General features: G+C 43.0%; 27 protein-coding genes and 1 other annotated feature. Of the genes, 2 read left to right on the forward strand and 25 right to left on the reverse strand.

Going from position 1 to position 25,254, the window contains the following annotated elements; translation table 11 throughout:
- From safA to nadB, 4 genes are all read right to left on the reverse strand, one after another.
- Positions 1-1,578 carry a SafA/ExsA family spore coat assembly protein gene (safA, locus tag Q1B03_RS04715; RefSeq protein ID WP_299738720.1) on the reverse strand — a complete coding sequence of 526 codons (1,578 nt, stop codon included), beginning with the start codon at positions 1,576-1,578 and terminating at the stop codon, positions 1-3.
- A 159-nt stretch (positions 1,579-1,737) separates the two neighbouring features.
- Positions 1,738-2,844, reverse strand: coding sequence for a quinolinate synthase NadA (gene nadA, locus Q1B03_RS04720; protein WP_299738722.1), 1,107 nt, complete (start codon positions 2,842-2,844; stop codon positions 1,738-1,740).
- Between the two features lie 2 nt (positions 2,845-2,846).
- Positions 2,847-3,692 carry a carboxylating nicotinate-nucleotide diphosphorylase gene (gene nadC, locus Q1B03_RS04725; RefSeq protein WP_299738724.1) on the reverse strand — a complete coding sequence of 282 codons (846 nt, stop codon included), beginning with the start codon at positions 3,690-3,692 and terminating at the stop codon, positions 2,847-2,849.
- The gene (nadB, locus tag Q1B03_RS04730) at positions 3,661-5,253 is read right to left on the reverse strand and encodes an L-aspartate oxidase (RefSeq protein WP_299738726.1); all 1,593 of its coding nucleotides are present in this window, start codon (positions 5,251-5,253) and stop codon (positions 3,661-3,663) included. Before nadB ends, nadC begins: the two co-directional genes overlap by 32 nt.
- Positions 5,254-5,373: 120 nt before the next feature.
- Here nadB and Q1B03_RS04735 point away from each other — a divergent pair, with 120 nt between their 5' ends.
- The gene (locus Q1B03_RS04735; RefSeq protein ID WP_299738728.1) at positions 5,374-6,519 is read left to right on the forward strand and encodes an IscS subfamily cysteine desulfurase; all 1,146 of its coding nucleotides are present in this window, start codon (positions 5,374-5,376) and stop codon (positions 6,517-6,519) included.
- A 53-nt stretch (positions 6,520-6,572) separates the two neighbouring features.
- Positions 6,573-7,115, forward strand: coding sequence for a transcription repressor NadR (locus Q1B03_RS04740; RefSeq protein WP_299738730.1), 543 nt, complete (start codon positions 6,573-6,575; stop codon positions 7,113-7,115).
- Between the two features lie 60 nt (positions 7,116-7,175).
- Here Q1B03_RS04740 and pheA read toward each other — a convergent pair whose 3' ends face one another.
- From pheA to pilM, 21 genes are all read right to left on the reverse strand, one after another.
- Complete coding sequence (gene pheA, locus Q1B03_RS04745; RefSeq protein WP_299738732.1) at positions 7,176-8,066, reverse strand: prephenate dehydratase; 891 nt, start codon at positions 8,064-8,066, stop codon at positions 7,176-7,178.
- Between the two features lie 50 nt (positions 8,067-8,116).
- Positions 8,117-8,572 (reverse strand): ACT domain-containing protein, encoded by a 456-nt coding sequence (locus Q1B03_RS04750; RefSeq protein WP_113969485.1) that lies wholly within the window; start codon positions 8,570-8,572, stop codon positions 8,117-8,119.
- 205 nt (positions 8,573-8,777) lie between these two features.
- Positions 8,778-10,064 carry a GTPase ObgE gene (obgE, locus tag Q1B03_RS04755; protein WP_044339520.1) on the reverse strand — a complete coding sequence of 429 codons (1,287 nt, stop codon included), beginning with the start codon at positions 10,062-10,064 and terminating at the stop codon, positions 8,778-8,780.
- A gap of 56 nt (positions 10,065-10,120) precedes the next feature.
- Positions 10,121-10,654, reverse strand: coding sequence for a Spo0B C-terminal domain-containing protein (locus tag Q1B03_RS04760; RefSeq protein ID WP_299738744.1), 534 nt, complete (start codon positions 10,652-10,654; stop codon positions 10,121-10,123).
- 716 nt (positions 10,655-11,370) lie between these two features.
- Entirely contained in the window at positions 11,371-11,661 is a 291-nt protein-coding gene (gene rpmA / locus Q1B03_RS04765) for a 50S ribosomal protein L27 (RefSeq protein WP_044339518.1), read from the reverse strand.
- A 12-nt stretch (positions 11,662-11,673) separates the two neighbouring features.
- Complete coding sequence (locus tag Q1B03_RS04770) at positions 11,674-12,009, reverse strand: ribosomal-processing cysteine protease Prp (protein ID WP_299738748.1); 336 nt, start codon at positions 12,007-12,009, stop codon at positions 11,674-11,676.
- Between the two features lie 11 nt (positions 12,010-12,020).
- Positions 12,021-12,329: a 50S ribosomal protein L21 gene (gene rplU, locus Q1B03_RS04775; RefSeq protein ID WP_034757222.1), complete on the reverse strand. Its 309-nt coding sequence runs from the start codon at positions 12,327-12,329 to the stop codon at positions 12,021-12,023.
- 12 nt (positions 12,330-12,341) lie between these two features.
- Positions 12,342-12,420: a sequence feature (ribosomal protein L21 leader region), on the reverse strand.
- Positions 12,421-12,487: 67 nt separating this feature from the next.
- Positions 12,488-13,933, reverse strand: coding sequence for an Rne/Rng family ribonuclease (locus Q1B03_RS04780; protein WP_299738752.1), 1,446 nt, complete (start codon positions 13,931-13,933; stop codon positions 12,488-12,490).
- A gap of 100 nt (positions 13,934-14,033) precedes the next feature.
- Positions 14,034-14,900 carry a M50 family metallopeptidase gene (locus Q1B03_RS04785; protein WP_299738755.1) on the reverse strand — a complete coding sequence of 289 codons (867 nt, stop codon included), beginning with the start codon at positions 14,898-14,900 and terminating at the stop codon, positions 14,034-14,036.
- The gene (locus tag Q1B03_RS04790; protein WP_299738756.1) at positions 14,893-15,660 is read right to left on the reverse strand and encodes a M23 family metallopeptidase; all 768 of its coding nucleotides are present in this window, start codon (positions 15,658-15,660) and stop codon (positions 14,893-14,895) included. The genes Q1B03_RS04785 and Q1B03_RS04790 overlap by 8 nt, the downstream gene beginning before the upstream one ends.
- 258 nt (positions 15,661-15,918) lie before the next feature.
- Positions 15,919-16,722: a septum site-determining protein MinD gene (gene minD, locus Q1B03_RS04795; protein WP_299738758.1), complete on the reverse strand. Its 804-nt coding sequence runs from the start codon at positions 16,720-16,722 to the stop codon at positions 15,919-15,921.
- A 1-nt stretch (position 16,723) separates the two neighbouring features.
- The gene (gene minC, locus Q1B03_RS04800) at positions 16,724-17,404 is read right to left on the reverse strand and encodes a septum site-determining protein MinC (RefSeq protein WP_299738760.1); all 681 of its coding nucleotides are present in this window, start codon (positions 17,402-17,404) and stop codon (positions 16,724-16,726) included.
- Positions 17,405-17,489: 85 nt separating this feature from the next.
- Positions 17,490-18,011, reverse strand: coding sequence for a rod shape-determining protein MreD (gene mreD / locus Q1B03_RS04805; RefSeq protein ID WP_299738762.1), 522 nt, complete (start codon positions 18,009-18,011; stop codon positions 17,490-17,492).
- Positions 18,008-18,889 carry a rod shape-determining protein MreC gene (gene mreC, locus Q1B03_RS04810; protein ID WP_299738764.1) on the reverse strand — a complete coding sequence of 294 codons (882 nt, stop codon included), beginning with the start codon at positions 18,887-18,889 and terminating at the stop codon, positions 18,008-18,010. Before mreC ends, mreD begins: the two co-directional genes overlap by 4 nt.
- Before the next feature lie 164 nt (positions 18,890-19,053).
- Positions 19,054-20,061: a rod shape-determining protein gene (locus tag Q1B03_RS04815; protein WP_299738767.1), complete on the reverse strand. Its 1,008-nt coding sequence runs from the start codon at positions 20,059-20,061 to the stop codon at positions 19,054-19,056.
- Positions 20,062-20,313: 252 nt separating this feature from the next.
- Complete coding sequence (radC, locus tag Q1B03_RS04820; protein WP_299738769.1) at positions 20,314-21,024, reverse strand: DNA repair protein RadC; 711 nt, start codon at positions 21,022-21,024, stop codon at positions 20,314-20,316.
- 28 nt (positions 21,025-21,052) lie between these two features.
- Positions 21,053-21,625: a nucleoside triphosphate pyrophosphatase gene (locus tag Q1B03_RS04825; protein ID WP_299738771.1), complete on the reverse strand. Its 573-nt coding sequence runs from the start codon at positions 21,623-21,625 to the stop codon at positions 21,053-21,055.
- 189 nt (positions 21,626-21,814) lie between these two features.
- On the reverse strand, positions 21,815-22,792 hold the full coding sequence (locus Q1B03_RS04830) for an SPOR domain-containing protein (protein WP_299738773.1): 978 nt from the start codon (positions 22,790-22,792) through the stop codon (positions 21,815-21,817).
- Between the two features lie 103 nt (positions 22,793-22,895).
- A complete protein-coding gene (locus tag Q1B03_RS04835; RefSeq protein ID WP_299738775.1) occupies positions 22,896-23,666 on the reverse strand; it encodes a hypothetical protein in 771 nt (256 codons plus the stop codon).
- Positions 23,663-24,280 carry a hypothetical protein gene (locus Q1B03_RS04840; RefSeq protein WP_299738776.1) on the reverse strand — a complete coding sequence of 206 codons (618 nt, stop codon included), beginning with the start codon at positions 24,278-24,280 and terminating at the stop codon, positions 23,663-23,665. Before Q1B03_RS04840 ends, Q1B03_RS04835 begins: the two co-directional genes overlap by 4 nt.
- Positions 24,264-25,235, reverse strand: a complete 972-nt coding sequence (gene pilM / locus Q1B03_RS04845; protein WP_299738777.1) for a type IV pilus biogenesis protein PilM — start codon at positions 25,233-25,235, stop codon at positions 24,264-24,266. The genes Q1B03_RS04840 and pilM overlap by 17 nt, the downstream gene beginning before the upstream one ends.
- Positions 25,236-25,254 lie beyond the last annotated feature (19 nt).

Here is a 25,254-nt window from a genome sequence, read left to right on the forward strand (position 1 = left end):
TTAGCCCTCAAAGTCATCGTCATGGTAGTTCGGCATGGAAAATGCTCTTGGACCAAACATTCCTTGAGGTCCCATTGGCATTCCCATTCCCTGACCTTGAGGTCCCATCGGCATTCCTTGGCCTGGCATTCCCTGACCCATCATCCCTGGTCCGAAGCCGTATGGTTGTTGCTGCATTCCTTGAGGCATTTGTTGTGGCATTTGTTGTGGCATCATCGGATGATGCATCATCGGTCCATACCCTTTTGGTCCGCCACATCCGCAATCACCCTGATCACTTGCTCCCATTACTCCGGATGGCTGGCCCATTGGCATTTGACCGCCCATTTGTGCACCCATTACTCCGGATGGCTGCCCCATCGGCATTTGACCGCCCATTTGTGCACCCATTACTCCGGATGGTTGCCCCATTGGCATTTGATACCCGTTCATCATCGAAGACGGGGACTCTTCTGACATCGCACCCTGTACTTGACCTCCAGGTCCCATTGGATATCCGCCATGCATTCCACCCGGCATTCCACCCTGGAATCCTGGTCCCGGCATGACAGGGGAGACTGGATAGCAATTTTGAGGATACATCATAGCCGGTGATACCTGTTGCGGCATTTGAACCGATGGATAGTCATCTTCATCCGATACACCCATTACTCCTGACGGCTGACCCATTGGCTGTTGCATCGGCATTTGCATCGGCTGCTGCATGTGCATCGGCATCTGCATCGGTTGTTGCATCGGCATTTGACCATGCGGCATGTATGGCATAACGGAAGAAGACTCTTCTTCATATCCCATTTGTGGCATCATTGGCATCTGCTGCATTCCTGGCATCATGGATGCCCCCTGAACCTGGCTTCCTGGCCCCATTGGCATTCCTTGGCCCATCGGCATTCCATATCCTCCTGGCTGCATTCCCCATCCATGTGGTGGACAGAAACCTGGTCCTGGCATTACCGGTGATACAGGCACGCAATTATTTGGGTTATACATAGGTTGGGTGTTCCCTCCTTGTGGTTGTGATGGCATTTGTAAGCTTTCTTCTTCTTGAACACCTTGGACGGCTTCTTGCATCGGTTTTGGCTTTGGCTGTTCTTTTGCTTTTGGTAGTACATTAGTAGGTTTAGGCGGCATTTGAGGTTTTGGTTTTGGTTTTGCTTGCTGCATTGGCTTTTGCATTGGCTGTTGCATTTGCATATTAGCCATATTCATCATGTAATAGTTGTTAATATCGATTTCCGGCACTACTGGTTGAGGCATTTTTGGTGCAAACGGCTTTTGTACTTCTTTCGGCTTTTCTTTCTTTGGCTCTTCGACTGGCATGGCCATAGGCTTCTGCTCTTTGAATGGATGCTCTGCTTTAGGCATCTCTTTCTTAGGCATTTCCTTGGACCCGTATTTGATTTGTGTCTCTTTCTTAACGGATCCGCCTGTAGTCGGCACTTTAATTTTCATGCCAGGCATGATCATATCAGGGTTTGATAGCTGGGCATTCATTTGTTTTAACTCTTCGAAGTTTACGCCATACTTCTTGGCGATTTTCCAGAGAGTATCCCCTTTTTGAACAATATGGATTTTCACTCTTTTTCCCTCCTCAGGCATAAGTCTATATATCCTATGACAAGATAGGCAAATTGCTAATCATCTACATAAAAACTTATGTGTGTTCAAAAAAAAATATACCGTCTCAGGCGATTGGACGGTATATTTCGGGCTTGGTCATTTCATTATTTATATTCATTAAGCACGGGTTAACATGCGTTCTAAAGCGAAAATTGCATTTTTTGAAACACCTTCATCGACTTTAATGATATTTTCAGGTATTCCTTCAATAATTTTCTCCAATGCCCATACTAAATGTGGTAAATCGATGCGATTCATCGTTAAGCAAGGACACATATAAGGATTAAGTGAAACAATGTTTTTATCCGGATGCTGATTGATCAGTCTTTTCACAAGGTTCATCTCTGTGCCAATCGCCCAAGAAGAGCCTGGAAGAGATTGTTCGATGGTTTCGATTATAAATTTCGTGCTTCCATTCAAGTCTGATTTCTCTACCACTTCACGGCGACATTCCGGGTGCACGATAATCTTCATGTCAGGATGATTGTTCCGGATTACTTCTATATTCTTCTCTGTAAAATTCTCATGGACGGAACAGTGCCCTTTCCACAGGATCACTTTCACGCCATCAAGGTCTCCTTCATGGATCAGTTCGTTTCGAATCGGATCCCATACGGCCATTTCACTTAAAGAAACGCCAAGGTCAGCCGCTGTGTTGCGACCTAAATGTTGATCGGGCAAGAAAAGAATCCGCTCCTTCTGTCCTAATGCCCATTCAACCATTTTATGTGCATTTGATGACGTAACCGTCGCTCCCCCATTCTTTCCTACAAAGCTTTTGATGGCTGCAGTGGAATTGACATACGTGAGGGGAATGATCGTGTCACCAAATAGCTCCATGAGTTTGATCCATGCCTTTTCCGTCTGGTAAATATCAGCCATATCTGCCATGGAACAGCCCGCCCTCATATCGGGTAAGATGACAACTTGATTTTCATCCGTTAAAATATCTGCGGTTTCAGCCATAAAATGAACTCCGCAAAACACAATGTATTCCGCTTCTTTATTTTGCGCGGATAGTTGGGCAAGCTGAAGAGAATCACCAACGGCATCGGCGAATTGGATCACTTCATCTTTTTGGTAATGATGCCCTGGAATGAAAAGCTTCTTTCCCAGCTGAAGCTTAATTTCTCTTACCCGGTTCTCCATCTCTTCTGTCGATAGACTTGTAATCGATTCAGGCAGTACTCCTGTTTGTTTCGTTAATTCTTCAAGCAACCCCATATTTATACCCCTTTCGCGATTCTTGCTCGTGCGCTGATATCAAGTGATTTTACTGAATGTGTCAAGTACCCGAGGGAGATATAGTGAACTCCTGTAGCTGCATAAGCTGAAAGATTTTCCCTTGTAATACCTCCTGATGCTTCTGTCACAATATGAGGAGGAACAAGAGGAATCCACTCACTTATAGTGGCAGGTGTGCAATTATCGAACATAATGACATCCGCTCCGCTTTCAATCGCCTCCACCAATTGCTCCCTCGTTTCAATTTCCACTTCCACTTTCACCATATGTCCGATTTGACTTTTCACCTGCTTAACAGCATTTGTAATCGATCCGGCAAATGAAATGTGATTATCTTTTAACATGACGGCATCATAAAGGCCACTTCTGTGGTTGAATCCTCCCCCCGTCCTTACAGCATACTTCTCAAGCATCCGTAACCCCGGCGTTGTTTTCCGGGTGTCACATAAACGGACCCCACTCCCCTTCACCTGCTCAACAGCCCGATGGGTTTCGGTTGCAATACCGCTCATGCGCTGGATCAAATTGAGGACAACTCGTTCCGCCTGGAGAAGATCCCTCATTGGACCTCTGATTTCAGCAATCAATTGTCCCATTTCGACCATTTCTCCATCTTCTATGAACACCCTTGCTTCGATTGATGGATTGAAGAGCCCGAACCCAAGCTCGATCACATCTTTCCCACAAAATATACCGTTCTCTTTCATCAGGAATGAAAAAGATCCTTCATCGTCTTTAGAAAACAGGATTTCAGAAGAGTGATCTCCATCACCCAAATCTTCACGATAAAACTCTTCAAGCATAGATTTTAGTTTCATTTTGTTCATGATACTCCACCCTCAATCGACCATCTTTGTTTTGTAAAATCATTTTTCGTTTGAACCATGTTTCATTATCTTCAAGGGGATAATCTGATCGAATATGCCCTCCCCTGCTTTCTGTCCGTAATAAAGCGGACTGAGTTACAAGTGAGCTTACAATCCACATGAAGTATGTATGAATCTCTTCACGTGAATTGAAATCGATATGCTCATGAAATGTCAGGGGTTGGGACCTTAACCAATTCAAATGAGTGACCAATCCTTTGTCATCACGGATAATCCCTACATGCTCCATCATTTTCTCTTTTACATCGCTTGACTGAAAAGGAATATGTGCCGATTTTCCTTCTTGAATGGGAGCAATCGAAGAGAGCAGAAAGGATGAATGATGATTACCACCATTCTGAATGAGGTATTTTCCAAGTCGGTCTCCGTATACCAAACCTTCCAGTAACGAATTACTGGCCAATCGGTTCGCTCCATGGATACCGCTGCAGGCTACCTCCCCAATCGCATACAGTCCCGGAATATTGGTTCTCCCCACTCGATCGGTCAGTACTCCCCCCATCATAAAATGACATCCAGGTGAAACAGGGATCTTCCCTTCCTCAATAGAAATATTATGTTTTAAGCAAAGAGAGGAGATGGACGGGAACTTTAACTGAAAGTCTTCTATTCTACTTATATCTAAAAACACTTCTCTTCCTTTTTGCCGCTCCTTAAAGATGCATTCAGCTACAATATGACGTGGTGCAAGCTCCAAGAGAGGATCCACTCCCTGCATGATTCTTTCTCCCATATCATTTAGCAGGAGAGCTCCTTCCCCCCTTACTGCCTCTGAAATAAGACCGCATGTTTTCCCGTTCAGCCAAAGCAAAGTCGGGTGAAATTGGATGAACTCCATATCCGCAACCTTAGCCCCGGCAAGAAAAGCAAGGGCCATTCCATCACCCGTTACGACCGGATGATTGGATGTAGAAGGATATAATCCCCCGATTCCTCCCGTGGCAAGAACAACGTGGGCAGCGTAATAATAGCGGATAGCATCACTCTTATCCTTCGTTTTCAAACCGCAACAGTGTCCCCTGTCATCTTTAACTAGCTTGTAAACCATTTCACCTTCAATAAATTCGACTTTGTTTCTTGAAAGGGATTTCAATAAATGCTCCACCAAATACTTTCCTGTCTGATCTCCCCCACTATGCAATATGCGATTTGCACTGTGAGCTCCTTCCATCCCCAGAGAAAGACTCCCATCTTCTTTGCGGTCAAAAGGGGCCCCTTCGTTTACCAGGGATTCTACGATTCTTTTTCCATCTACAATGAGTTGATTCACGCTATCCTCATCCTGATGATAGCGTCCTGCTTCTAATGTATCTTCATAATGAGCATGGACAGAATCCTTTTGTCCTAAAGCTGCTGCAACACCACCTTGGGCAAGATATGAGTTGCCACTTACGATTTTATCCTTTGTGATAATCATCACATAAAAATGATCTTGAAGTTGGCGTGCCAGTTGCAATGCTGCAATGCCACTTCCAACAATCAAAACATCGGCCTTTTTCATCAAAAACCCTCCTGATTATTTACAGGTGTCTTGACACATATATTTACACATATTTAAACTAATGACAAGAGTTTTTTACAAGTCTCATATATTCAGACTATTTAAACAAAGGAAGGTTACATGATGAACTATTTTGATTACGCCGCTACAACCCCAGTTGATCCTGAAAGCTTGAAAGTGTATCAAACAGTCAGTGAGGAGTTCTGGGGGAATCCGAGCAGTCTTCACGACACAGGCGGAAAAGCACAGCTTTTACTGACAAAATGCAGAGAAAAATTGGCTGGAGTCCTTGGGGTGCCACCTAAAGGGATCTACTTTACTTCCGGGGGAACAGAGGGAAATCACTTAGCCCTCGTCACGCTCGCACTAAGCAGGAAGCACAAGGGAAAACACATCATCATTGGTGGTGCAGAACATTCATCCCTGCATTCCTCTGCCGCTTTTCTTGAGCAATGGGGCTTTACCGTCACGAAAATCCCCACCACATCTCAAGGATTGATTCACCTGCAAAAACTCGAAGAAGCGATTTCAGAAGAAACAACCGTCGTGAGCATCGGACATTGTAACGGGGAAATCGGAACGATCCAGCCTCTCCATGACATCAAGAATCTACTGAGAATCAATGATATCTTGCTGCACAGTGATATGGTTCAATCCTTTGGGAAAACAGACATCACGGAATACACTTCCATCGTAGACAGCTTCACTCTATCCTCCCATAAAATTTATGGACCAAAAGGAGTCGGCGCTCTTTATATCAATCCTTCTATCGATGTTTGTCCTATGATCCCGGGCCAGACACATGAGGACGGGTTCAGGGGAGGAACGGTGAATCTGCCCGGAATAGCAGGATTCGTGACAGCCGCAAGTTTATTTCATGATTCCTTTTCAATCCCGCATTATGCTCGTCTGAGAGACCATTTTCTATCGCTATTAGAAGAACATCTTCCGGGTTCTTACACGCTCTATGAGGGACCCGCACATGCACAGCTACCACACGTAATCGGCCTGGGAATTCATGGGCTTGAGGGTCAATGGCTGATGCTTGAATGCAACCGGAGGGGAATATGCATTTCCACAGGGAGTGCTTGCGGTTCAGGGACTGGGGCTATGTCTAAAACACTGTCCAGCATGGGAGTTGATCAAAGAGCCGGAAAAGAATTCATACGCATTTCATTTGGGAGAGATACAAAGGAAGAACATGTAGAGAAACTTGTACACGCGTTATACGAAATACGCGCTGCTCATGTATCTTCCTTAACTTGAAGAACAAGTTGTGGTATGATTTTCTATATAAATTGGGGACGGAGGAGATATCTTTGGCAGGAAAAAAGATCCTTGGAGATGAGAGAAGACAATGGATCCTCGATAAACTAATCACAAAACATGCCCCGATCACAGGGGGAGAGCTCGCCAAGCAGACCAGTGTCAGCCGACAGGTGATCGTAAGTGACATCACACTGCTGAAAGCAAAGGGTGAGCCCATCATTGCGACGAGTCAGGGCTACTTGTATATGCCTGCCTCGAATCAGGATACAATGATTGAACGGACGGTTGCTTGCCAGCATACACCTGACCGGTCGGAGGAAGAACTCTTCTTACTTGTCGATCACGGTGTCACAGTCAAGGATGTAAAGATCGAACACGGCGTATACGGAGACCTGACCGCTTCGATTATGGTGTCCAACCGTAAGGAAGTGGAACAATTCATGAACAAAATTGATGAAACGGGGGCTTCCTTTCTTTCAGAATTAACCGATGGTGTTCATTTACATACCTTAATGGCCCATAGTGAACAAGCCCTGGAGACAGCAGAAAAAGCCCTTCAAGATGCAGGCTTCCTGATTCAAACTTACAATTGATCAGCCCCGACGAGCATATAAAAAAGGCAGATTCCACGTTGGAATCTGCCTTTTTGCTGCTCAATTATCCAATAAATAAGAAGAATACGTCCCAATCATTTTCACTTTGCATCCGAGGGCTTCCATTTCACTAACTGCTCCCGGAAGAAGGACATCATCCATTTCATGAGCCACATCAATTAAGAAGAAATAATCCCCCAACCCTGTTTTCAGAGGTCTTGATTCAATTTTACTTAAATTCAATTGTCTCCAGGCAAAGGTTGATAATACCTGATGGAGCGCTCCTGATCGATCTTTTGGGAGAGTCACCATCAAGGTCGTCTTCTCCAGACTTTTTTCCTGAGAAAGTGACAATGGATCAGCCGTCTTATGTAAAACGATAAACCTTGTATGATTATAGGCAAAATCATGAATGTTTTCATGCATGATTTTCAATCCGTATTTTTCTGCTGCCAGTTCGTTTCCAATTGCCCCAAGGAACGAGTCAGGATTCTCACTCACGAATTTAGCAGCGGCAGCCGTACTCGTCGTCTGTTCCAGGGGTACCCCGCGAAACTGCTTATGTAAAAACTTATGACACTGTGCCAATGCGTGGGAATGGGAAAGAACTTTCTCGATAGAATCTTCACTGTCACTCCATTCTGGATGTATCATTAAGTGCTGCTGAATCGCGGACGTCAATTCAGCTACAATCGCTAAATTCGCTTCATGAAATAAATAATCGACTGTAATATGTACCGAGCCTTCCAGGGCATTTTCTAAGGGGACAACGGCATAATCAACCTCATTCTCTATCACCGCTTCAATGCAATCCGGAATCGTCACATACGATACGGTATCTTCTTCTGGGAATGCCTTCTTAACAGCTAAATCTGTAAAGGAAGCCTGGGGTCCTAAATACGCAATTTTCACTCTGATCTTCCTCTCACTCTCACCAAATTTATTGAACATTCTAACACGTATACAAACAAAGAGGAAGAGCTTTTAAGCAAAAAAAAGTGTTAGGCTCCGGAACCTAACACTTCCACTTTCTCTACAAATTCTAATCGTCTGAGTTTTGAGAGTAAGTCTTCCAATCCGATCGTAAGGTCAGTCACATTTAAAGAAAGTGTGACATTCGCTCTTCCTTGCAATGGGATCGTCTGATGTATCGTTAAAATATTGCAACCATGATTGGCCGTTTCACTCAGTAAATGAGACAACGTTCCTGAACGGTCTTCCAGATGAAAGAATAGCGTGATGATTCTCTCCTTCACCACGGTGTGAAAAGGAAACACTGTATCACGATATTTATAAAAGGCACTCCGGCTTAAATCGACCCGATGGACCGCTTCCCATACTGAGTCAGCCTTGCCTCTTTCAATCAATTCTTTCGCATCCAGGGTTTTCTTCATCGCTTCAGGCAGCACGTCTTCCCGTACTAAATAAAACTTGCCTTCTTGAAATTTTTTCCCCAATGACTATTCCTCCAATTGTCTAGCTACAGAGACCAGAGGGTATGATCAAGCCTCTCTGAGTACCGCTTTCGCTTTCTATTGTAGAGCATTGGCGGCTTATCCTTGACCACCATAGCTTTTCTGTCATCCAGCTACGGCACCTGTCTCTCGAGGTCATAAGTCAAGCGCCTCCGCTTTTCTGTCCGAAATAGATGAAGGATGAAACTTAATCTACAAATTCGAATTCATATTTTAACAGGCGGATTGTGTCACCGTTCTCGGCACCACGCTCACGAAGGGCTTCATCCACACCGTACGAACGAAGCTGTCTTGCGAATCGTCTCGTAGAATCTTCCCTTGAGAAATCGGTCATTTTGAATAATCTCTCAATTTTCGCACCGCTGACAACGAATGTTCCATCAGGATCACGAGTGATTTCGAATTCTTTCTCTTCTTCTTCATGCTTGTAAACAACACGGTGGATGCCTGTTTCTTCTTCTTCATGAATAGGGAATTCAGAAGTCGTTTCCACTTTATCGGCTACAGCATATAGAAGCTCACTCAGGCCTTGACGCGTAACAGCCGAGATCGGGAACACAGGATAATCTTCCTGAAGTTTTTCTTTGAAGATCTTCAGATTCTCTTCTGAATCAGGCATGTCCATTTTATTCGCAACAATGATTTGAGGTCGCTCCGTTAAACGAAGATTGTATTGCTTAAGCTCTTCATTGATCGTCAGGTAATCCTCGTATGGATCTCTTCCTTCCATTCCACTCATATCGATCACATGGACAATGACACGCGTACGTTCTATATGACGCAGGAATTGGTGACCGAGTCCGACGCCTTCATGGGCTCCTTCAATCAATCCAGGCAAATCGGCCATAACGAAACTTCTACCATCTCCCGTTTCAACCATCCCTAAATTCGGAACGATGGTAGTGAAATGATAGGAAGCAATTTTCGGCTTAGCTGCTGAAACGACTGAAAGCAAAGTGGATTTTCCGACACTCGGGAATCCTACCAATCCAACATCGGCCAGAAGCTTTAATTCCATTACGATATATCGCTCTTGTCCAGGCTCCCCTTTTTCAGAAAGCTCAGGAGCTGGGTTGGCAGGCGTAGCGAAACGGGAATTCCCTCTTCCACCCCGGCCACCTTTCGTAATCACGGCACGTTGACCATGCTGCACCAGGTCCGCAATCGTTTCACCTGTGTCATCATCCTTCACGACTGTTCCAGGTGGAACTTTGACAACCATATCTTCCGCATTGCGTCCATGCTGATTCTTACTCATCCCGTGCTCTCCACGAGGTGCCTTGAAATGACGTTGATAGCGGAAATCCATTAAGGTTCTTAAACCTTCATCCACTTCGAAAATAACGTCTGCACCGTGACCGCCATCTCCTCCGGCGGGACCACCTTTAGGTACATATTTCTCACGACGGAAGGCAACCATACCGTTTCCGCCGTCACCACCCTTTGTATAAACCTTGACCTGATCTATAAACATACTTTCACTCCTAACTTATCCGTGCAATAGTTGAATTTCCGCCTGTATTGAGGCGACTATCCAGCCATTACATGAATGACAAGAACCTCTTCTTGAAGCTGTTCTATTTCTATATTTTCTCCGTTTGATTGTTGATCTTTAATCCAGTCTTCTACCACGCTCGTACTCTTTAGTATACCTGTGAAATCAAATATCAAACGGGAATGTTCTTTTGTAATGTTCAGTAAGATGGATAATTGATTCTCTACATTGTTCATTACATTTGATTCAAGGAATTCCAGAAACTCCTTGCACCAGTTGTAAAGTCTTCGGTCTTCAAGCCCGTGTGCGGACTCCAATTGAAGTACTTCAAAATCCAGCTTAATCAAATGTCTTGACCAATTATATGTTAATATCCACTCTGCCAATAATGGAAGTTTTAAATTCGATAGCTTTGATTCATTTTGTGCAACAAGGACCATTTCTTCAATCACTTGCTTCGCCCGCTCCACACGATCAAGATCCAGGTTACCTTTAATTAATTGCAGATCATTCATCCAGTCGTGACGAGCATGTCGTAACGCCTCGACTACACCCCAATTTTCGCTCATAATCTAACTCCTATACTTTAAGTGCTTACCTGTAAGTATATCAAAGATGGGACTGGTGCGTATATCGTTTCTGTAAAATTGATGGGGTGAATGAAAATCGGTTGGAATGCTTGATTTCAAGGGATTGAAAATATATCCTTAGTTTTGAAAATAAATGGGTGGAAGTTGAAAATAAAATTCGATTTTTGAAAATATATGGTGTGAATTTGATAATAAAATGCAAAAGTTGAAAATAAATCACTTTTTCCATCTCTTTTATGCATGATTTCCCTAGGATTCAAAGCTTATTCTCAACGAATGTTTCACTTATTTGGAATAAATTCATACATTCACTCAAAAATTCTTCGCGTTTAGATAAAAATTGGAAGTCGATAATAAAATGGTCGAATTCGATAATATATTCGAAAAGTCGATTATAAACAGGTCAAAGTCGATAATATATGTCTCAAACTCGATAATATATCACCCAAAGTCAATCATAAGAATACCGGACCCGTTCATACCTGAGCCAAACTTCCTCAAATTCAACGATACACTTGCAATTTCAGCAAAACGAACGCAAAATCAACATTTTTTCTTCTCAAATACAACTCTTTACCCATATATAAGCGCACTACATAACCTATACAGTACCAAAAACCGAGCCCGCACCCATATCCCTAAAAAAATAAAACTCTAACCGAAAGTCGGTTAGAGTTTTCGTTAAAGATATGCGATTAAGCTTCATTCGCAACTGGGTATACGCTCACTTTTTTCTTGTCACGACCCATGCGTTCGAAACGAACAACACCGTCGGTTTTAGCGAAAAGTGTATCGTCGCCACCACGGCCGACGTTTAGGCCTGGATAAATTTTCGTACCGCGTTGACGGTAAAGAATTGATCCACCAGTAACCATTTGACCGTCTGCACGCTTAGCACCAAGACGCTTTGAGATAGAGTCACGACCATTTTTAGTCGAACCTACTCCTTTTTTAGACGCAAAAAACTGAAGGTCTAATCTTAACATCTGTTCCACCTCCTACTTTTTGAAGGTTATTTTAATAAAATCACTATAGTCTCTTTCAATCGTTTGGAGGCTGATAAGCATGCTATTAAGTAGCAGCTGAATCTTGCTCTCTGTTTCTTCCGGAAGATCATCAGGGATGACACAGCGAAGAAATCCACCATCAGAGGATTGCTCAATGGCCGGTTCTACACCCGTTAACGCCATAATGGCATTAATACTGCCGAATGAAACAGCAGAAGCACCTGCACAAACAATGTCTTGCCCATTTTCGGCAAAATCAGCATGTCCATCCATTGAGAAAGAACGGATTCTTTTCCCCGATGAACGCTCTACGTAAACGTTAATCATGTCATCACGCCTTACGCGTTGATTTCGTCAATGACAACTTTAGTGTAAGGTTGACGGTGACCTTGCTTACGACGGTAGTTCTTTTTCGCTTTGTATTTAAATACTACAAGCTTTTTCGCGCGGCCTTGTTTTTCAACTTTCGCTGTTACAGTAGCTCCATCCACTAAAGGACTTCCTACTTTCACATCGTCACCACCAACGAATAGAACCTTGTCAAAAGTTACCGTATCGCCTTGCTCTGCGTTCAACTTTTCGATGTAGATTGCTTGACCAGCTTCTACACGGATTTGCTTACCACCTGTTTCGATAATTGCGTACATAATCGCACCTCCTTATAAACTCAGACTCGCCAATGACAGGTGTTGGATCACTCCACACTTTTGTACCTGTAATGAGCGGTTGTAGCACGGGTGCTACAATCAATAACATTAGAATCCTATCATAAAATTTGATGTACTGTCAATAACAATCACGAAATTCATATAATCTTTGTTACATGGTAATGAGGATGATCATGGGCGATTACTTTTATTGTGATCTTTTTACTCAACGCCTTTTCCAATCTTTGAAGATGGACATTCTGTTTTCCAGAAAAAACAGCTGCGACTTCCCGGGTCGCTTCCACTTCAATTTCGGAACCATCCTTCCCCTGCATTTCCCACAGTTCCCGTTCAAGCTGAAATGCCAGCGTCTCCGGCGTCATTTCCCTTCCTGTACCATGACATACCGAGCAAGGACGGGTCAAGTAGGCAGAAAGGGGCTGACGGGTCCTTTTTCGCGTCAATTCAAGAATGCCAAGGGAAGTGAAGCCTACAATCGTCGTGCGCTGCTTATCCGATACCAACGCATCAGAAAGTGCATCCATCACTTCCTTTTTGTGGCTTTCCTTTTTCATATCGATAAAATCAATTAAAATCATGCCGCCCAAATTACGGAGTGCGAGCTGCTTCGCCATTTCTTTTGCTGCTGATTTATTGGTTTGTAAAATGGTTTGCTCTAAATCGTCTTTACCCGTAAACTTACCGGAATTCACATCCACGACGGTCATGGCTTCTGTAGACTCAATGACGAGAAATGCCCCTTTATCAAGCCATACCACTTTTTTCAGTGCGTTCTCCCAAGCAGGGGCAACGTGATAATGACGAAAGATATTTTCATGACCCTGATAGAGTTCAAAGGTCCACTTATCTTTGATCCCGTGTCCGCTCATTTCCTCTAAATGAAGAAGGCTATCATAGTCATCGACCACAATTTTTCCTCCACTCCCCTTTTTCATTTGTTCAAGGAGATCTTCATGGAAAGTGTCCTGTTGCGATAAGAGTGAGGGGCATTTGGCTCTAAGAGATACCCCATGCAGACTTTCATATCGTGAACGTAATGACACGAGCTCCTCCTGTAACACTGCTTCTCCCGCTTCAGCAGCATCGGTACGCATGACAATGCCTTCTTCAGGCTTCTTCCACTCGTTCCCTAAGCGTCGTAATACCTTCCTGTTCTCTTCATCCACTTTTTTAGACACCGCCACGTAGTACCCTTGTGGCATGTACACAAGATGATTCCCTCTCAGCTCAATAACGGCCGTCAACCTTGCACCCTTCGTTCCAATTTCGTCCTTCATGACCTGCACGATGATTTTTTGACCTTCATGAACGCACTTCCCGATTGGTGTAGGAATGCTGCCAGTATGATACGCCTCGACGTTTTGCGGAAAGTCCTTTTCATGCAGATAGCCGTTTTTACCGTGACCAAAATCTACAAATGCTGCACCCAGTCCCTTTTGAACTTTAATGACTCTTCCCAAATAAATATTGCCCGTCAACGTTTCTTCGCCGGGCTGATATGTATGTAAACCTATGATTTCATTATTCGATCGGTATACCCACCGTTTTTCCCTGCTTTTACTATGAACAATTATTTCTTCCACAGCGGAAACCCCTTTTCTACAAAAAAAGTCATAAGAAAAAAGGGTTGAACCCAACCCTTTTATTAGTATGACCTTACTTTATACAGTTCCTCTTCATTCGTCAATAAAGGTAGAGAAGATCTTTCGTTTTGGCAGAGGTCATCTTTTCAGCGAAAAAGGCATGGAGGATCTCGTTTTCATCAAGCTTCCCCACTTCGATTCCTTTTTCGAATACAACCAATGGATGCTTCACTCCACGTTGAAATCTCTCTACTACCGTTAGAATCGAATCCTCCCCTTCGATGGGGAGGGGCTTCAATTCTACGAATTGATGACTCTTGCCGTAATACCTTTCTAACAAAAACTTCATAAACGCATATCGTCTCTGTTTCCAGTCCACCCAAAGGGAGAAATAGAGGAACGAAAGAACAATCCAAAGATTCAAATGAAGGGGAGCGGTTATGAGAACAATCAAATGAAACACTAATAATAAGCCAAAAGAAAAGAGAAGCGTGTACTCATACGCTCTCAGATAATTAAACTTCGTGGCTAATAATAAAGAAACCATCTTCCCTCCATCCAATGGCCAGATGGGAAGGAGGTTAAATAATAGTACCATCATATTTAATTGAAGAAAAAGTGAGAAGGTTTCCTGGCTGATGACGCCTGTGCCCAAGAGCCCCCACCCTAAGGCAATCAGCCAAATATGCTGCAGGGGACCTGCTGCCACCACCCAGAACTCTTCCCGCAGTGAACGGTTTCCATGTTCATCCATCTCGGCAACGCCGCCAAATGGTAACAGTGCAATTCTCTTCACTCTCCAGGAAAAATAATGCGCCATCAATCCGTGCCCCAATTCATGAATGGTAATGATGATCAGAAGCAGAATCAGCTCAAAAAAGTGAGCTGTCATAATGGCTATGGCAATGACAAGCCAAAGCAAAGGGTGAACATAAAATTTTTTCATAAGTGTAATGATATTAGTCAAATGACATCACCTGTATCGGGTCGATAAATGTATCACCCATTTTTATCGCAAAATAAAACTCTCCTGTCACATCGTTCTGACTGCTTGTGGAAACCTTGCCTACAAGAGATCCCTTTTCAATCGATTCATACTGTTTCACATCAATTGACTCAAGATGGCCATACCAGGATTCTGATTTGTCTGCATGTTGAATGACGACTGTGTTCCCAAGCTCCTCTTTCTTACCTGCAAATATAATCAAGCCCCCCTTCATAGCTGCCACATCTTCACCTAAACCCGTTTGAAGCATGATTCCTTGTCCATTTGTTTTAAAATTCTCAACGACCTTCCCTGCCGCAGGTACGGCATATTCAGCACTTTGCGTTGAAGAGGATTCTTTCTTTGTATTACTGGCAGGTAATAAGGCTAATGGTTTTCCGAATTGATCCTCATACCACGTGGAAATGGCGGCAAATTGAAACTCTGTATCCATGGTTTTCGTGACAATTGATTTCGCCTCATTGAATACAGGTGAAGGACTCTTAAACATAATGGCCGTCACCAATACCATGATTCCGGCTCCAAGAATTTTTAGCATAAAGGTTTCCTTTTTAAACAAAGGATGCACTCCCTCAGGTGGCGGTCCGCCTTCAAAGCTTGTCTGGCGTTCCATTCCATAACGCTCCTCGTCCGATAGGAGGAAGTATGAAGGGTTCTGGCCTGAATTCGTTCTCTTTCGTTTCGCTATCCGCTTACGTATTTCATCCGCACGATTCCCCATGTACACCATTCCTTTTTATAAGGTATTGTTTCTTAACGTTTGGTTCATTTCTTGATGCATCACCCTATCCCGGAGTGATTCTATACTAATGGTTCTGTGTTCATGATGATGGACAAGGGATGTTAGATCCATATAAAAAGAGGTCCATTCGATTACACATGATTTGCTACAATGTATGACTTGTCCTTTAAGAATATTCATGGGGAGAATAAAAAATGTCCCGGCAAAACGCACTATGCGCTTTACCGGGACTGATCATTATGCTTTTACACCGAACAACTTTTTAATTCTCGAAAAGACTCCAGCCCGTTCTTCTTCCAAGGACTGTAACGGAACAGATTCACCCAAAATTCTTCTGGCAATATTCCGGTAGGAAATAGAGGCTTTGCTTGTTGAATCAAGAGCGATCGGCTCACCTTTATTGGAAGATTTGATCACATTATCGTCATCGGCTACGATTCCAAGAAGGTCGATGGAAAGATGGGCTGTAATTTCATCCACATCCAACATTTCACCATTTTTCATCATATGATTGCGAATGCGGTTAATGACGAGTTTAGGCGGTTCAATATTCTCTTTTTCGAGTAAACCGATAATCCGATCCGCATCCCTAACAGCAGAAATTTCAGGTGTCGTGACGACAATCGCACGATCAGCACCTGCTACAGCGTTCTTATACCCCTGCTCAATTCCCGCAGGACAATCTATGATGATATAATCATAGTCTTGCTTTAAATCCAATACTAGCTTTTTCATTTGTTCAGGGTTAACAGCGGATTTATCACTTGTTTGTGCAGCTGGCAGTAAAAATAGTTTGTCTTCGAAACGCTTGTCTTTTACTAGAGCTTGATGTACTTTACAGCGGCCCTCTACAACGTCTACTAAGTCATAAATGATTCTGTTTTCGAGTCCCATCACCACATCCAGGTTTCTGAGGCCGATATCTGTATCAATTAAGCAAACCTTTTTGCCTTGTAGAGCTAATGCTGTACCAACATTGGCAGAAGTAGTCGTCTTTCCCACTCCACCTTTACCTGAAGTAACAACTATGGCTTCACCCACATTAGCTTCCTCCTTTAAAACTAGTAATATTTGGTCTAAGATGCTTTAAAACTTGTAATCGATCCACAACAATTTGCCCCTGATCGTCGACATACGCACATTCCATTTCGTGGTCATCGTCTTCCTCCACCCGATCAGGTGCCCGGTTCAAGGAATCCCCTATCCGGAGCTGGGACGGAACCATTTTCGATGCCACAATGACCGCCTCCTGGTTTCCATTGTGGCCGGCATGGGCAAGCCCTTTTAATGAACCCAATATGTAAATGTTCCCTCCAGCCAGAACTTTTCCCCCGGGATTGACATCGCCGACAATAAGGATGTCTCCTGGCACTTCCACGACTTGTCCCGACCGGATAACCCCGGTTAGAGTTTCTATATTTCGTTCATCTATGAGTTTCTCTGCATCATTCTTAGTAATCACATTACTCCATACTTCATTCACTACTAAATTGCGTTTTTGTCTTACAATCTCTTTCAACTCTTCTACTTGATCATCTGTTAAGTAGCGATTGCCTGTTTGAATATTGACCGTGAGGAGGGGAGTCCCTTCCGTTTCCCGGTAATGGGCAGACAGTTTATCGTCCAATTCCTTCTTCAACTCGCGAAAGGAGCATTGATCATTGAGATGAAGAGTCAGTCCTTCTTTTGTTCCTTTTATCATCACATTTGGCTTTTTATTCATGGCGCAAATTTTCACCTCAGTCGTCTATTAAATTCGACATAAGCTGTGTCATTTCCTCTTTTTATGAAAAAATTACTAATAGAATTTAATCTTCCAACCACTCTTTCCGTTTACGGAGGAGATAGTTCCTAAGTGGAAATGCCAAAACTATATAAAACAATATATTAAGGACCAATGTTGGCCACAAACGCCAGTCCACGAACTGCATAAACGTCAAATCGGTTCGCTGGATAATTAAATTGATTTGATACACCAAAAACTCTAAGACAGAAAGGTTCACAAGAGAAATGATTCCCAGTACAAAGAGGTTATTATGTAAAACCTTCATCATCTGGTGTGATAAAAAGATGACAAACGGAAAGAGCACTAAGTAAATTCCATTGATTTCAGTGTAATAAATATCAAATAGAAAGCCAAAGATGAAACCATAAAGCAACGCAGTTCGATACTGATAATACGCACAAATAAAGAACAGCACAATAATCAGAAAATGTGGAACAATGATTTTCTGATCAAACCATTCTTCATTAGGGAAAAGATGAACAAATAGACTTTCACTGTAAAAGAAAAGCAGGGTCATGAAAGGAAGGAGGAGCCTGCTAATCATTGCTCTTCCTCCTCAGAATCTACTTCCTGTTCTGTCACACCTTGAATTTCTCGGTCGATGACCATGACGTGCTCCAGGTGATAAAAATCAGCAGCAGGCTTTACATATGCCGTTTGAGTCAGGCCGTATTGATCCGGTTTCACTTCTTTTACTTCCCCGATAACCAGACCCTTAGGGAACACTCCTCCTAACCCGGAGGTCATCACTTTAGAGCCTTTGTCCACTTTCATATCGTTTGAAATCCGCTTAACTAGGATTTCTTTTTTATCACTGTCGTATCCTTCAATCCACCCGTTAATATCTTGTTCTTTCCCTTGAATCACTGTGGAAATCCGGTTTTTTGTATTATTTGTCGAAATTAATTCAACAGTGGATGAAAATTCATTTACGCTCTTAATCTTTCCAATCAATCCGGCCGATGAAATAACAGCCATGTCTGATTTAATTCCGTTCACTTCCCCTTTATCGATCGTCAGGAGCTCTTGCCAGCGATCCGGGTTTCTTGCAATGACGGTGGCTTGAATCGTGTTATAGGCACGAAGGTCTTCCTTCTTTTCAAGGACCGCTCTTAATTCAGTATTATCTTGTTTAAGATCTTTCACTTTTGTTTCAAGCTTCACTAACTCATCTAAACGTGTTTTCAGCTTTTCATTTTCTGTGTATGTATTTTGAAGATCTTGAACGTTTTCAACAACTCCCGCTACATAATTAACAGGTTTTGAAACCAATGACTGTCCGAATCCTACCATATCTTTCACAAACTGCTCTGGCCAGCTGATGCTATCTCGCTCCCGCAAAGAAAATCCAATTAATCCCACAAGGACTATGACACTGACGAGCAGAATGATCAAACGTTTATTCAGGAAGAATTGTGGCATGATGTACACCTCAACCTTTTCTCATTCTAGTAAATACTATATCAAAAATCGCTTGTTTTTGATATCATTCGTCAAAATATTCATGGTTCTTCGAAAAAAGATGGGGCCGGCCTTAAGATTAAATCAGTAACCTTAAGGAGACGTCCCCCATACATTATCTATTATTATTTTCCCCGATTTTTAAAGAGGTGAATGTGGTCAAGGGCTTTCCCTGTACCAATGGCCACACAATCCAGAGGCTCCTCAGCAATGAGGACCGGCATTTTCGTTTCATCACTGATCAGTTTGTCAAGATTACGAAGAAGGGCTCCGCCCCCTGTCAGCACAATTCCCCTGTCCATAATGTCAGCCGCGAGTTCTGGTGGTGTCTTCTCTAATGTACTCTTAACCGCATCGACAATCGTATATACAGTATCACGAAGGGCAGATGCAATTTCAACGGCCGTTATTTCTATCGTTTTCGGTAAACCTGTCAGAAGGTCACGCCCACGGATTTCCATCGCTTCGATTCCTTCAGAGTCCCCGGCAGAACCGACTTCCATCTTGATGTTTTCCGCTGTACGATCCCCGATCATCAGATTATACGTTTTGCGGATATAGTTGATGATGGCATCATCCATTTCATCCCCGGCAACACGGATCGACTGACTAGTCACAATCCCTCCTAAAGAGATGATCGCTACTTCCGTCGTTCCTCCACCAATATCCACGACCATACTTCCCGTTGGTTCCCATACTGGCAGGTTTGCGCCGATCGCAGCGGCAAAAGGTTCTTCGATCGTGTAAGCATCCCTTGCGCCAGCCTGTCTTGTTGCATCAATGACCGCTCTTTCTTCAACGCCCGTAATGCCTGACGGTACACAAACCATGACGTAAGGCTTACGTGAAAAAGCGCCTTTATTACGTGTCGCTTGTTTTATGTAGTACTTCATCATCGTGGCAGTTGTTTCGTAGTCAGCGATCACCCCATCCTTCATTGGGCGAAGCGCCACTACATTCCCCGGTGTTCTTCCGATCATGTTTTTAGCATCATTTCCGACTGCTACAATTTGCTTATTATCTGTTTGAAGTGCCACAACAGAAGGTTCGCGAACGACAATCCCTTTGCCTTTCACGTACACCAATGTGTTAGCTGTTCCTAAATCAATCCCTAAATCTTTCGTTCCAAACATGAATGGTATCTCCCTTTCTGATACAAATTGGCTGGTTTTTAACATTTTATATGTGTTTTCACAGGAGAGTTGTCCAATCACTCTCTATCCTCGTAATTTTCGTCACAATAATTGTACGTTCATGCATAACGAAAAGACTCATTCCCTTGTAGAATGACTCCCTTATTCACAGACTGCGTTATATAGAATCACCATATTGTTTGTAAAAATCATAAACTTTATTATATCGTAACCAGGAAAAAAATCATAGTGTCATAAATACCCTTTTTCCTTTAAACTGATAAACTTCTTCTCCCCTATTATAAGATGATCGAGTATATCAATACCAATGATTCGACCACATTCCACTAATCTTTTTGTCACTTCAATATCTTCCCTGCTTGGAGTCGGATCTCCCGATGGATGGTTATGAATACAAATGATTGATGCGGCGGATCGCCGAAAGGCTTCTTTGAAGACCTCCCGAGGGTGTACGATGGAGGCATTCAGACTTCCAATAAAGATGGTTTGTTTGTGGAGAACTTGATTCTTTGTGTTGAGGTATAAGCAGACAAAATGCTCCTGGGCCAAAAATCTCATATCGTTCATCACATAGTTGGCTCCGTCTTCCGGGGAGCGGATGCTATATCTGTCATCAAAGGCTAAGTTGCTGATTCTTCGACCAAATTCAACAGCAGCCATAATTTGAACTGCCTTTGCAAGACCGATCCCCTTCGTTTTCGTAATCTCTTCCAGGGAAGCATCCTTTAATAGATTCAATCCGTCAAAATGATTGAGCAGCCGGTTGGCCAGTTGAAGAACAGACTCGGATTTTGTTCCGGTCCGGAGTAAAATAGCCAGCAGCTCCTGGTTGGATAGACTGGCTGCACCACTTTGAATCAGTCTTTCCCGGGGTCTCTCGTCTTGAGGGAAATCCCGGATCATCAGCCTGTTTTCTTCGTGCTGGGGTTTTGTTTTTACCATTGGTTCCTCCTTTTCTTACACTCGGGAGTCATTCTGTTTGAAGATAGCCCATTTCAAGTAAAACACGATTCACTCGTGAGATGGGTAAACCGACGACGGAGAAATAATCGCCTTTGATTGCTTTGACAAATTTCGCTCCGATCCCTTGAATACCGTATGAACCAGCTTTATCAAAAGGCTCTTCCGATGCAATATAGTCGTCAATCTCTTTAGAGGTCAACTCCCAAAACGTAACATCCGTTTTTTCATAAAAAAGTTTCTCCACATCACCATTAAGGATCGCAACGCCTGTGTAGACAGCATGGGTAGAACCTGAAAGCATCTTCAGCATTTCCTTCGCTTCTTCTTTCGATTCCGGTTTTCCTAGGATCTGTCCATCCTTAGCTACGACGGTGTCAGAACCGATCACATAATGGGTGGGGTGCTGATTCGCTATCTCTTTTGCTTTTTTCTGTGCAAGATACATCACGACTTCATGAGGCAATAAATCAGATGAAAAGGTTTCATCTACAGTAGAGCTTATGACGGAAAAAGAGAGTTGGATTTGTTGTAGAAGTTCTTTTCGACGAGGAGATTGTGAAGCGAGTATGAGGTTGGACACACCATACCATTCCTTTCAGAGTAAAAATTGGGAGATACATGACTATACTACCAAATCCCTCCTCCCTAAACAAGTAAAAATAGAGCCCGCACTCTTATGTCAGCAGGCATATATCTGACATAATGAGAGAGAGAGGCTCTATATTGCATAAAGGATTATTTCCTAGAAAATAGTCTAATTCAGTCGAAACTATAATCCGCTGTAAAGTTGGAGGTAGGATAATAGTTCTTCCTGGACTTTTTGGGCATCCTCCGGGGACTTCATCGCTGCTGCAAGATTCCCTGCATTGACCAGGGATTTTTTCATGGAAGCGACGGACTCTTGTCCTACCTTGATCCCTTCCAATTCCTTTACTCCGGATTGAATGGTTTGAATTGCGGTTTCGTCAGGAGACCCGCCGAACATTCCCTTGCTGCTTTCCTCCGCTATAGTGTTGTAAAGGACATTACCTTTTTCCAGAAAGGTTTCTTCTTCACTCGAAGCGTTTATTCCCTTTGCTCCAAGGACAAAGTCTTTCGCATATACGTCCAGCCCTTGACCTTTCAATTCTCCTCCCAGTTTTTTGGCTGTCTCAAGATCTCCCGAAACACCCAATAAGAGAAAGAATTGTCCATCCTTTTCCACGCTGGCACTGGCAAAACCTTTCCCTGCCAAGCTGTCTTTCATGGCATTTAATGAGTCCTCTGATGAAAACACACCGCCTTGAAGGATCGACGTTGAGAAATCCTGTAATTCAACAGCAGATACCGCCTGCTTTCCTTCCGTATTTCCTTCTGCTGTACTGTCTTGCAGCGTTGCCGCCGGTACAGAAGGTCCATCCGTTGTCGTAATGACTTTAAGCGTGCCAAAACCCAACACTGCTCCCACCACAACCGCGCCAATTATCGACATTAAAAGATTAACAGAGTCCTGAAAAGGATTTTTGAAAGACTTTCGCTTCTTTTTGTTCCCTGACACATAATTGATTTTTTTGTATTCCTTAGGAGGTTGGGCTTCCTCATCATCTGGAAGGATCCAGTCGAACCCATTGTCTTCCGCCTCTTCCCCGGCTGCCGCTTCAGATTCCCCCAACTTCCAATCATAAACAAGAAGATCTTCTTCAAAATTTGTTTTTTCACCATTAATTTTAATAGAAATCTTTTTATCATTCCCTCTTCTTTTATCCATCACCGCCACCCTCCTTCATCTATTTTTTTCCATGCTATCACAAACAATAGAAAAAAGAACAAGACTTTTGTCGTCTTGTCCTAATAGGTTTTCGTCAAATTTTTCAGTTTTCAGCGTCACCGTCACTCGTTGTAATGGATCCTTCTTCGGCAGGATTCGTATATTGAATAAAAGGATTCTTCTTCATTGAAGGGGGCGGACTGTCAATGGACGGCACACTGTCTTGCAAATCTGTAAGCTCCGGTAAATAAAAAGCAGAGACCACTAGTTGATAGGTTAGAGGTTCGGGCTCCCTGCCATCCTGGACAGGACTCATTTCTTCCCTTCCCTCAAACACAAGTTGATTGATTTCTACAATTCGTTCAAGATTTTCCAGTTCACCAATGAACTTCTCCATTGCAAAATAGTTTTCTGATTCAACCGTCATGGTGATTTGTAATCTCTTTACAGAAGAAGTGTCCTTTTCCATCACTTTCTCATCTGAAGGTTCTCCTCCATTTCCCAAGGCGGGATCTTCATTTTCTTCACTGGAAAACAGGAAATCTTCCTTCGCGAAGCTCATAGATTGAATCGTACTTTGAGACAGGACCTCTACTTTTTCAAACTGAAGGATGAGCTGTTCTGTTAGCGGATCGACGGGAATTTGCCCTTGCAGACTTTTAGTATCCCTGTATGAATGGTTTTCAATTTGAGATGTCTTGGTTTCAATTGCTGCTAAAATCTTTTGTTCTGTTTTCAGTTCCTCATGTTTGATCCTCAGCCTGTCTTTTGGGGGAGAATAGACAAAGAAATAGAAGAGAAACAAGGTAAATAGGCACGCTAACGTAATTCCTATTAAAAGCAGTCTTTCTTTTTTGTTCACTGCTGACATCATTCCTCGACCTCCTCTTCTAAGGAGGTGTCATCTGACTGTTGAAGTTTTACAGAATCAAGGGAAATTGAAAAATCAGCCAGATACCTGGGGACCACTCCACTTTCATCCCAGTCCATATCTTCACCGGTCATATTGTTTGTCGTGATCTCAAGGATTTCTGCTTCTTTAATCCACTCTACACCTTTTAAATGATGCAGATAATAGGCTGCTTCCCGGGATGAATCAAATTGTATGGAAGCATTAATTGATTGTCTTTCACTATATTCAAAGGTCTGAATGAATCCCCGGGGAGGCAGTAACGAGATCAGCTCGTTGAGTACAGGAACTGTCTCGATTGGATAGTTTGTCATCCATTCAATTGTTTCCTTAAGCTCCCTTGCTCCTTGGGAAGACTCTGAATCAAGCAATTTCGTTTGTTGTACTTCAATGATTTTTTTCGTTTGTGAGATACCTTCAATCGTTCTTTCCGTTTCCGATTGAACGCTTCGAAGGGAGAAAAAGAAGAAGAGACATACAACAAAAAATACTAAAAGAATGATAGCGATACTGGATACAAACACAGCACTCTTCTTTTCTTTTTCCGGCAATAGGTTAATATCAATGAGATTCAACATATTGCACCTCTTTTAGCGCCAGACCCAAAGCTATGGCAAACTTATCGGATATCTTCCCGCCATCCACAGTGTGGATCCCTTCCAGACGTTGAAAGCCGACGGGGATACTAAGTCTTTCCTTTATATACATTTCAATCTGACGTATATTCGGATGATCACCACTAATGAGAGCCCGTTCAACAGAGAAATCTCCTTTGTGGAGTGAATACTGATAAAAGTTCATCACTTTCTCTATTTCACTGAACGCATCTTCGACATTTCTCCAAGCGAGATGCTCTTCAATCAATACGTTCTTATTTTCCTGCTCTAACACAATCGGTCTAGTAAAGATCGGTTTATGCTGTCGGAAAATGGAGATGGTTAATAATCTCTCATCAAAATGCAGGAACATTGTATGCTCATGTGGTGAAACGGATCTTTGCTCTACTGATAACCTGTAAAGAGAGAGGGGTGAAATGTCTGCAACAATGGGCTTTAATTTCGCATCCTCCAGCACATCTTTGTAGCTATCCACCACTTCCTGATGGGATGCGATTAAAAGGACCTCTCTACCATCTTCCACTTCATCTAACAAAGCATAGTCAAAAACGGGATCTTCAAAAGGCAAATGAATGCTAGTACCAATTTCTAAAAACAAGTATCCCTCTATTTCATCTTCTTTCAGATCAAGGGGAATCCTCACTTTTCTTAACACGACAAACGGATCAGGTGCGACAAATCGCATCGATCTTCCTTTAATTCCCCACTCCTCTACACATTCTTCCAATATAAATGATAGAGTTTGTTCATCCATGATCCTTCCACCTTTAATGACTCCGTCCGGAAGGGAGCGTTCCCCACATGCCTGAACAACTAGTGGCGAAGTCTGCTTCAACTCTAGAAAGCGGATGAAATTGTCTGTGAACACGATATTGGATGTTTTTTTGCTGCTAGAGAGAAACGATAATAAACCCATGGAATGAACCCTTTCTTTA

It is taken from the genome of uncultured Rossellomorea sp. (assembly GCF_947488365.1).
Classification (GTDB): domain Bacteria; phylum Bacillota; class Bacilli; order Bacillales; family Bacillaceae_B; genus Rossellomorea.

Excerpts from the sequence above, each read along its gene's own strand:
- mreC (WP_299738764.1), bottom strand. The coding sequence starts at position 18,889 with ATGCCACAATTCTTCCTGAATAAACGTTTGATCATTCTGCTCGTCAGT.
- Q1B03_RS04790 (WP_299738756.1), bottom strand. The coding sequence starts at position 15,660 with ATGGGGAATCGTGCGGATGAAATACGTAAGCGGATAGCGAAACGAAAG.
- Q1B03_RS04770 (WP_299738748.1), bottom strand. The coding sequence starts at position 12,009 with ATGATTAACGTTTACGTAGAGCGTTCATCGGGGAAAAGAATCCGTTCT.
- Q1B03_RS04815 (WP_299738767.1), bottom strand. The coding sequence starts at position 20,061 with ATGTTTGGAACGAAAGATTTAGGGATTGATTTAGGAACAGCTAACACA.
- radC (WP_299738769.1), bottom strand. The coding sequence starts at position 21,024 with ATGGTAAAAACAAAACCCCAGCACGAAGAAAACAGGCTGATGATCCGG.
- nadA (WP_299738722.1), bottom strand. The coding sequence starts at position 2,844 with ATGGGGTTGCTTGAAGAATTAACGAAACAAACAGGAGTACTGCCTGAA.
- nadB (WP_299738726.1), bottom strand. The coding sequence starts at position 5,253 with ATGAAAAAGGCCGATGTTTTGATTGTTGGAAGTGGCATTGCAGCATTG.
- Q1B03_RS04735 (WP_299738728.1), top strand. The coding sequence starts at position 5,374 with ATGATGAACTATTTTGATTACGCCGCTACAACCCCAGTTGATCCTGAA.
- mreD (WP_299738762.1), bottom strand. The coding sequence starts at position 18,011 with ATGATTAGCAGGCTCCTCCTTCCTTTCATGACCCTGCTTTTCTTTTAC.
- Q1B03_RS04840 (WP_299738776.1), bottom strand. The coding sequence starts at position 24,280 with ATGTTGAATCTCATTGATATTAACCTATTGCCGGAAAAAGAAAAGAAG.
- nadC (WP_299738724.1), bottom strand. The coding sequence starts at position 3,692 with ATGAACAAAATGAAACTAAAATCTATGCTTGAAGAGTTTTATCGTGAA.
- Q1B03_RS04760 (WP_299738744.1), bottom strand. The coding sequence starts at position 10,654 with ATGAGCGAAAATTGGGGTGTAGTCGAGGCGTTACGACATGCTCGTCAC.
- rpmA (WP_044339518.1), bottom strand. The coding sequence starts at position 11,661 with ATGTTAAGATTAGACCTTCAGTTTTTTGCGTCTAAAAAAGGAGTAGGT.
- Q1B03_RS04830 (WP_299738773.1), bottom strand. The coding sequence starts at position 22,792 with ATGGATAAAAGAAGAGGGAATGATAAAAAGATTTCTATTAAAATTAAT.
- rplU (WP_034757222.1), bottom strand. The coding sequence starts at position 12,329 with ATGTACGCAATTATCGAAACAGGTGGTAAGCAAATCCGTGTAGAAGCT.
- pheA (WP_299738732.1), bottom strand. The coding sequence starts at position 8,066 with ATGTTCAATAAATTTGGTGAGAGTGAGAGGAAGATCAGAGTGAAAATT.
- minC (WP_299738760.1), bottom strand. The coding sequence starts at position 17,404 with ATGAATAAAAAGCCAAATGTGATGATAAAAGGAACAAAAGAAGGACTG.
- obgE (WP_044339520.1), bottom strand. The coding sequence starts at position 10,064 with ATGTTTATAGATCAGGTCAAGGTTTATACAAAGGGTGGTGACGGCGGA.
- Q1B03_RS04835 (WP_299738775.1), bottom strand. The coding sequence starts at position 23,666 with ATGATGTCAGCAGTGAACAAAAAAGAAAGACTGCTTTTAATAGGAATT.
- pilM (WP_299738777.1), bottom strand. The coding sequence starts at position 25,235 with ATGGGTTTATTATCGTTTCTCTCTAGCAGCAAAAAAACATCCAATATC.